We start from the raw sequence: 5,547 nt of genomic DNA, 5'->3' as shown, positions 1-5,547 counted from the left end.
CATCTGCCGGCGAACAAACGCCGCGAGCTTGCACGTGTGCTGGAGATCATCTTCTTCGAGGCTGAACGGTTCCGTGCGACCAAGCTTTCCGCCAAGCGGTCGGACGGCAAGATCCTCAAGGTCATCCTCTATGGTTCCTATGCCAGAGGAGACTGGGTGGAAGACCGGCTGAGCGGTTACCGTTCCGACTACGATCTGATGGTGGTCGTCAACTCGCAAAGTTTTGCGGATGAGGATGAACTATGGCTTGCACTCGAGGAGCGGCTAATCCAGGAACAGATCGCCAACCGTATCAAGACGCCAGTGCTGCCGGTCGTTCATTCCCTTCATGACGTAAACGATCAGCTATCGCGCGGCCGGCCGTTCTTCGTCGATATCGCCCGCGATGGCATTGTGCTTTATGAGGAGCCCGGCCATCCGCTGGCGCAGCCGAAGCCGCTCTCGAAAGCGGAGAAGAACACGGAGGCACGGCGGCATTTCGATCTGTGGTTCCCCAGGGCTCAGAAGCGGCTGCACCTCGCTCAACTCGCGCTTGAGCAGCAATATTATGCGGAGGCCGCGTTCGAACTGCACCAAGCTGCTGAGCATTTCTATCACTGCCTTCTGCTGACGATCACATTTTATAGTCCGAAGTCGCACCGCATCAAAAATCTCCGATCGAAAGCCGAGGATATCGACACCCGGCTGGTCTTCGCTTGGCCTCGTGATAACCGTCTCGCACGGCGCCACTTCGAGCTGCTGTCGCGTGCCTATGTCGAGGCACGTTATTCGGCGAGTTACGAGATCACGGCCGAGGAGCTCAACTGGCTGATCCAGCGCGTGAAAGTTCTGCAGGATCTGGTAGAGGTGATCTGCCGGGAGCGGTTGGGTCAAGGCAAGCCCAGCTGATGCCCGCTGGCAATTTCCGGCCCCTTTGAGCGCTCAAACGCTCGTCACAGTTGGCTGTCAGAAGCTCATTTCGCTAGTATGCGGCATGTCCATGGCAACAGGGCGTCGTTATCGCTGCTGGGCAGGCCGTTAGCGAGACGCTCCTATGATCGGCGGGCTACAGCCTCCGAAGGTCCGATCGTCCCTTGCCTAGGCGCTGCCCCGGAAGCATCGCATTTGCGTGCGGCGTAAGAGCGCGCGGACTATTTCCGCGCGGCGTCGCCTTTTCCCTTGCCCATGACTGAACCAAGGATCATGGCGATGTCGTGCCAGAGGCTGGCCGACTTGACGTATTCGGCATCAGCGGCTGCGAGCTTCTCCGGCGTCGATATGTCGATGCCCGCAATCTGCGCTAGACCGGTTATCCCTGGGCGAACAGTAAAAACTCCCTTAGCTCTACGCGCGGCGATGACGTCGGGCTGCGTGGGCACGCATGGCCGTGGCCCGACCAGGCTCATCTCGCCCTTGAACACGCTGACGAGCTGCGGCAGTTCATCGAGCTTGTAGGCGCGAAGTGTCTTGCCGATCGGCGTGATCCAGGCTTCCGCGGCATCATGCGAGCCGACATTGGGCGTTCCGGCCGCCATCGTCCGGAACTTCAGGCACGTGAAGGGGACCTCATTTCGCCCTACCCTTAACAACCGGAAAAAAGCACCGCCGGGCGACGAGCGCCGGACCATGATGGTGAGTACAAGCAGCAGGGGAGACAAAACAATCAGCCCGCCCAATGCGGCGCAAAAATCAAAGGCCCATTTTATTCCCTGGTTCAGCGCCGATGTCTTGTCAGTCTTTCGGGGGGCTTGTCGTGCCGAGTGCGCGCGACAGACCCTCGCGCATCTCGAATGGAGGCGTCCAGCCGAGGCGACGGCGGGTTTCGGCGATGTCCACTTCGAGTGATCGCGTCAGACGATTGACCAATTCCCGCTTTCCGGTGAGGCCTCCAGCAAGCTCCAAGAGCGCTGGTGGAAACGGCAGCAGCAAGGTCGATGATCCGGTCGCTGAAGCAATCAGGCGTATCAGCTCCGGCGTCGATGGGCTCCTCGAGTCGGCAACCATGAACGTCCCGCCTGCCGCGTCCGGGTGACTTGCAGCAGTCACGATCAGATCAGTCAGATTCTCGAGGTAGACCATCGATCGGCGGTTATCGATCGAGGCGAAAGGCAACGGCAAGCTGCGCTGAGCAAGCCGGACCAAGGCCTGGAAGCTCCCACGCATGCCGGGGCCGTAGACGAGCGGAGACCTGATAGTGACGACGTCCATTTCAGTGCCATCGGACAACTCTTGAAGCCCCTGCTCTGCGGCAAACTTTGTCCGGCCATAGTCGGTTTCCGGCGCCGGCGCGTCCGTATTTCTGAAGGGCTTGCCCTTCGCGGTCGCCTCGCCGTTCACCTTAATCGAACTCACGAATATGAACCGCTGGACGCCGGCCGCCGCAGCCTGCCGCGCCAGATTAAGCGTCCCATCGACGTTCACAGATCGATACTCCGCGAGAACGGCCGTCGAACCCTCGACAACGTTCTGGTTGACCGCCGCCAGATGGACGACGGTATCGATGCCGGCGAGAGCGGCCGACCAATCTGTGCGACCGTTAATATCGCCTACGGCAACGAGCCCGTCCCCGCCATGTCTGCTCGTTGCCCGAAACGGAATTTCGCGCTGGCGAAGGGTCTGCATGAGACCCCGCCCCACAAAGCCCGAGGCGCCGGTTACAAGAAGCATGTAAGTCTCCAGTTGAAAGCGCTTTTTTGCGAAGCAAATAACGTCATTGCGATACTTCCTGCCTGAGAGCGACAAGATCCACGACGCGATCCATCGGGCTATATCCCGCCACGAGATCGCTCAACGCTGCCTTCAGACGCTTTGCGTCGCCATCGCGTGCGAGCTCGGCGAGTTCATCGAGCCTGGCCGACAGTTGCGGCCAGCCATGAAATTGTTCGCGGGCGCGCCTGATCTTCGGATGGTCAGTAACTTCGGGATTGTCGTTGATCAAGAGCTCTTCGTAGAGTTTCTCCCCGGGGCGCAGGCCGGTTGTTACGATGCTGATGTCGCCGTTCGGGTTCTGCTCGTCCTGGACCGTGAGACCCGATAGTTCGACCATGCGGCGCGCGAGATCGATGATCTTTACCGGGTCGCCCATGTCGAGCAGATAAACATCGCCGCCGGTCGCCATCGCGCCGGCCTGGATCACGAGTTGCGCGGCCTCTGGCACGGTCATGAAGAACCGTGTGATCTCCTCATGCGTCAGCGTGATCGGACCACCCCGACTGATCTGCTGGCGAAAAAGCGGAACGACCGAGCCGGAAGAGCCGAGCACGTTGCCGAACCGGACCATCGAGAAAGTTGTCTTCCCGCGCTCCTCGGCGAGTGCCTGCAGAATCAATTCGGCCAACCGCTTTGTAGCGCCCATAACATTGGTTGGACGAACCGCCTTGTCGGTGCTCACGAGAATCACGCGCTCAACACCGGCAGACAAGGCAGCCTTGGATACACTCAGCGTTCCGAAGACATTGGTTTTCACGCCTTCAGCCGGGTTCTGCTCGACGAGCGGCACGTGCTTGTAAGCTGCCGCATGATAGATGGTGGCGGGCTTCCAGGTCTGGATAATCGTGTTAATGCGATATGCGTCGCAGACATTGGCAAGTAGCGGGACAATCGGAAATGGCGGCTCTGTATTTTCGCCAGCTAATTCGCCCTGCAGGGCGTAGATGCCAAACTCGTTCTGATCCAAAAGCAGGAGTGCCTTGGGGCCGAGCTTGGCGATCTCGCGACACAGCTGGCTTCCGATTGAGCCGGCCGCACCCGTGACTAGGACGACGCGATCGCGAACATTTTGCTCCAGCAACGCGATGTTTGGCAGCACCGCAGTGCGGCCCAACAGGTCCTCAACATCGAGGTCCTGAAGGTCGGTCAGCTGCGCCTGGCCTGTTGCCAATGCGCTGATATCGGGAACTGTACGCACTGCGACCCTTGCCGAGCGTAGACGCTCGATAATCTCGTTTCGTTGAGCACGATCGATTTGCGGCAGGGCGAGCAAAACGGTCTTGACCTCAAGATCCGCGCAGACCTTCTCAATGGTGAGAGGGCTATAGATCTTCACACCGTTCAGCGACATGCCCTTCAGGCCGTGATCGTCATCAAGGAAACCCACAACCTTGAACTCGGCCGAATGACCCAGGGCACTGACCAGCTGCCTCCCTTGGGTGCCAGCGCCGTAGACCAGCGTTCGGATCGACGCAGCCTCGCTGAGAATTTCGCTATAGGCATCGTAAAGGAAGTAGCGCGCCACGAAGCGCGACAGACCGACGGCAAGCAAGAGCAGCATCGGCTGCAAGATCCCGACAGTGCGCGGGATGGTCGGCACGCTGATGACCGTGAAGATCACCATGTACACCACCCCATAGATCAAAACGCACTTGATGATTGTCGAAAAGGCCGCCCAGCCCATGAAACGGAAGATAGCTCGATAAAGGCCGAAGGTGATGAACAGCGGAAGCGCAATCACGAGCGATATCGGGATCGTCCAGAACTGCAGCCCCGTGAGCAAATACCAGTCATTGAAGCGAAAGCAGAACGCAAACCAAACCGTTAGGATGCAAAGACAGGCATCGAATAGCAGCGCGATGACCCGTTTCGCTGGCCGGGGTAAGGCAAGTACATGTTGAGCGGGTTTGTCAAACATCAGCCCTATCCGTGGCAAGGCCTAGAGGGTCTCCAAAAGTCGCAAAGGCGGAGTGGCTTATACAGAAACAACGGCATCCGTATGCCGATACCGGACATCGGGTGTCAGGGGACTTCAACATCATTCACCGCCTGATTCCCATTATCCACCGAATACTTCCCCGTAAAAAAGCACACTCGACAGCAAACTACGGAGATAGCATCACGGACGCATACTCAAGGCAGCTTGCAAAAACAACCGTAAAGCGTGCGGTGTCAACCTAGGTCGAAATTCATTCCTCCGAGTTCCAAAAGGAATGCTCGAATGTTGCGAGCCCCTCAGCAACGGCGATCTCCGGATTACGACCTTGCGAAGCCCGCCGAAACTGAGTCATTCAACAGAAAATGCGCCCCGAATGCCTACCCTCCACAGCTCGGGGTCCGAACGATGCGAGCCAGAAAGGGCTGATTCGCTGACCGATTTTCACCAGGCTTGCGGTTGCGGTCGGGGCAAGTGTTTTCACGCGCGTGCCGAATTAGTACCGCTCGCATGGTCACTGCCTGACTAACGGCCCTCGGTTACGGAGTCCACTGGGGGGCTTAGTCTCACCAAGAAGGCTGGCCTTATGCCGCAAACGCTGGTTCTCCGTCAGATGGATGATTTTCGACGCGAAGCCCAATATAATCTAAGGTTGCACACACAGTATAGTGCGCGTAAAAGGCAATGGTGCGAAACAGCAGCGGAGCCACTACGATGGATGAGGCGATTCACAGCGAAGGCTTCGATGCAGCTTTGACCTTGACTGATCCACTTGATCATCTGCCGGCGAACAAACGCCGCGAGCTTGCACGTGTGCTGGAGATCATCTTCTTCGAGGCTGAACGGTTCCGTGCGACCAAGCTTTCCGCCAAGCGGTCGGACGGCAAGATCCTCAAGGTCATCCTCTATGGTTCCTATGCCAG

4 protein-coding genes and 1 pseudogene are annotated in these 5,547 nt (G+C 58.4%); 2 read left to right on the top strand and 3 right to left on the bottom strand.

Going from position 1 to position 5,547, the window contains the following annotated elements; translation table 11 throughout:
- The coding region (locus tag AB4Z25_RS29240; protein WP_442210540.1) for a HEPN domain-containing protein at positions 1–888 on the top strand (888 nt) is incomplete at its 5' end.
- A 242-nt stretch (positions 889–1,130) separates the two neighbouring features.
- Here AB4Z25_RS29240 and AB4Z25_RS29235 read toward each other — a convergent pair.
- The 3 genes from AB4Z25_RS29235 to AB4Z25_RS29225 are packed head-to-tail and all read right to left on the bottom strand — an operon-like array spanning position 1,131 to position 4,606.
- A complete protein-coding gene (locus tag AB4Z25_RS29235) occupies positions 1,131–1,685 on the bottom strand; it encodes a sugar transferase (protein ID WP_442210546.1) in 555 nt (184 codons plus the stop codon).
- Positions 1,686–1,710: 25 nt separating this feature from the next.
- The gene (locus AB4Z25_RS29230) at positions 1,711–2,646 is read right to left on the bottom strand and encodes an NAD-dependent epimerase/dehydratase family protein (RefSeq protein WP_442210543.1); all 936 of its coding nucleotides are present in this window, start codon (positions 2,644–2,646) and stop codon (positions 1,711–1,713) included.
- 43 nt (positions 2,647–2,689) lie between these two features.
- Complete coding sequence (locus AB4Z25_RS29225) at positions 2,690–4,606, bottom strand: polysaccharide biosynthesis protein (RefSeq protein ID WP_442210537.1); 1,917 nt, start codon at positions 4,604–4,606, stop codon at positions 2,690–2,692.
- Positions 4,607–5,338: 732 nt separating this feature from the next.
- Between AB4Z25_RS29225 and AB4Z25_RS29220 the strand changes: the two are divergent.
- Positions 5,339–5,547: pseudogene (locus AB4Z25_RS29220) on the top strand (nucleotidyltransferase); the annotation flags it as partial.

Origin of the sequence: Rhizobium sp. RAF36, from assembly GCF_052114105.1 — a bacterium.
Lineage (GTDB): Bacteria > Pseudomonadota > Alphaproteobacteria > Rhizobiales > Rhizobiaceae > Rhizobium.
Note: the sequence above shows the minus strand (reverse complement) of the source record. Positions and strands in the feature narration are given on the sequence as shown.

Excerpts from the sequence above, each read along its gene's own strand:
- AB4Z25_RS29230 (WP_442210543.1), bottom strand. The coding sequence starts at position 2,646 with ATGCTTCTTGTAACCGGCGCCTCGGGCTTTGTGGGGCGGGGTCTCATG.
- AB4Z25_RS29225 (WP_442210537.1), bottom strand. The coding sequence starts at position 4,606 with ATGTTTGACAAACCCGCTCAACATGTACTTGCCTTACCCCGGCCAGCG.